Source organism: Streptomyces sp. NTH33 (assembly GCF_003236365.1).
Classification (GTDB): domain Bacteria; phylum Actinomycetota; class Actinomycetes; order Streptomycetales; family Streptomycetaceae; genus Streptomyces.
Map to the genome: position 1 here is coordinate 1 of NZ_POTZ01000750.1, position 2,135 is coordinate 2,135.

The following is a 2,135-nucleotide window of genomic DNA, read 5'->3' on the forward strand; positions in this document are numbered from 1 at the left end:
GGGTGAGGCGGGTGTAGCCGAGGTCGCGCAGGGTGGCCGGGGTCTCCTCGATGATGCGGCACTCGGTGGCGCCCCAGCGCGGGTCGGGGTGCAGCAGGGGGCGGACCGCGCCGTCGGACTCCACGGCGGTCTCGCCGACCGCGCGGATCCAGTGCGGCAGGCCCTGCCGGTAGGCGGCCTCCATGATGGGGTCTTCGGCGATGTCCTCGCGGATGGCCTGCAGTTCGTGGTCGTGGCCGCAGCGCTCCACGGTCGCGGCGAAGTGGGCCAGCATCGGCAGGCACCAGCGCGACTCGTGCTCGCCGAGGACCGTGCCCGCGTCCGGGTGGAAGAGGACGAAGCGGAGGAAGTTGTCGTCCGGCATGGCCGTCGGATGCGGGCCGACGCCGCGGAAGAGCGACGTGAACGCGCCGTTGGTCAGGACCACGTCCCAGCGGTGGTCGACGACGAGGGAGGGAAAGGAGACGGCCTCCAGGAACCTGGCGTAGTCCCGCAGGTAGGCCTGCGCCTCGGGACGGACGGGGACGGACCGCGGCGCCGGCCGCTGCCCTCCTGCCTGATATGCCATCGGGAGGTCACCCCTTATGCCTCTGCGGCCTTCACGCGGCGCCCTGATCCTGCGGCTCACCGGCGATCCGTGTCAACTATCGTGGCATTTCATGCCGCTCGACGGCTGAAATTGGCCACAGTTGTGGCGAGACCTGGATGTAGGTTCGAACGACCCGTTACTCTCCGGGAAGTTCACGGCACACCGCTTTGTGAGAAGTCCGTGAGAAGTCTGTGAGAGACGTAGGAGATCTGTCGGTGACGGATGGCATCGAGGATCCGGGCGCCACGACGCCGGCCGTGCTGCCGGCCGTCGTCGCACGCGTCACCGCGCTCGCCGACCGCCTCGGCGTGCCCCAGGCGGAGGTCTTCGACGTCGGCCGCCTGTCCGTGGCCTGCGGCGTGCCGGAGCCCGTCGTCAGGGCCCTGCTGAGCGGACGGCCCGCGGGCGAGCCGGACGTGCAGGCCCGGTTCCTGCAGCGGCTGGACCTGCTGCGCCGCACCCGGCTCAAGCCCAACGGGCGCCGCTACACCCAGCAGGAGATCGCCGACGGCGCGGGCATGTCGCGGCAGCAGGCGGGCGCGCTGATCAACGGCGACCGGCGCCCGACGATGGAGCACTGCGACGCCATCCAGCGCTTCTTCCGGGTGCACGCCGGGTTCCTCACGGCCGAGGACCCCGAGGCGCTGGCGGGCGCGCTGCAGCGCACCGAGCAGGAACTGCTCCAGCGGCTCGCCGACCGCGAGCGTGAGGCGGCCGCGGAGGCGGACGACCCGCTGGAGCGGCTGCTGCAGGACCACGGGGTGCGCGGGATCGCGTGGCGGGCCGCGCAGCTGCCCACCGACCAGCACCGGGACAAGGTCGCCGAGTGGCTGGACATGCTTCTGGAGGGTGTCAAGCGGCCCGAGTCGTGATGCTGGGGAGAGGCATGGGCATCGGCAGGGACATGCGCCGGCTGTGCGCCGAGCTGGTCGACGAGCTGACGCTGCCGGCGCCGGCCCGGCCCGCCGACCTGTACGCCGCGCTGTGCGACGCGATGAGCAGGCGCCGCGGGCGGCCCGTCCGCTTCCTTACGGCCGCCTTCCCTCCCGGGACCGCCAGCGGGCTGTGGCTCGACATGACCGACCAGGACCTGGTCCTGGTCGAGGAACGCACCGCGCCCGACCACCAGTTGGTGATCCTCGGCCACGAGCTGTGGCACATGAGGGCCGGCCACCACGTCGACGGTGTCGGCGTCGCCGCCCGTCTGCTCGACGACGGCGCGGACCTCCGGGCGGCCGTGCACAGGGCCGCCGCGCGCAGCCGCTTCGACCTGGCCGAGGAGGAGGAAGCCGAGAGCTTCGGCCTCCTGCTGGCCAGCAAGTGCCGTACCTGGCTGGCGGGCTCGTCCCTGCGTGGCCCGGTGCAGCGCGACCACCTGGCCGGCCGGATCGAGGCGTCCCTGGGCTACCTGGGCCGGCGGCGGCCGGCGGCCGACCTCGATGCGGGTGGCCGCGGCCCGGTTCAGCAGGGCCTGCAACGGTCCGGCCTGATCGTCCGCCGACGGATTGGTGCGGGGCCGAGGCACCACGTCGCCGGTGGTGGTCCG

General features: G+C 72.9%; 2 protein-coding genes and 1 pseudogene. 2 read left to right on the plus strand and 1 reads right to left on the minus strand.

The window, feature by feature from the left end:
* Positions 1 to 568 (minus strand): MmyB family transcriptional regulator (locus C1I97_RS35790; RefSeq protein ID WP_181447072.1); only part of this gene is annotated, 568 nt, incomplete at its 3' end.
* Between the two features lie 236 nt (positions 569 to 804).
* On the opposite strand from C1I97_RS35790, the gene C1I97_RS35795 reads away from it, so the two are divergent.
* Together C1I97_RS35795 and C1I97_RS35800 are read left to right on the plus strand one after the other, a co-directional pair.
* On the plus strand, positions 805 to 1,461 hold the full coding sequence (locus C1I97_RS35795) for a helix-turn-helix domain-containing protein (RefSeq protein WP_111007100.1): 657 nt from the start codon (positions 805 to 807) through the stop codon (positions 1,459 to 1,461).
* A gap of 32 nt (positions 1,462 to 1,493) precedes the next feature.
* Positions 1,494 to 2,003, plus strand: a pseudogene (locus C1I97_RS35800) (toxin-antitoxin system, toxin component); the annotation flags it as partial.
* Positions 2,004 to 2,135 lie beyond the last annotated feature (132 nt).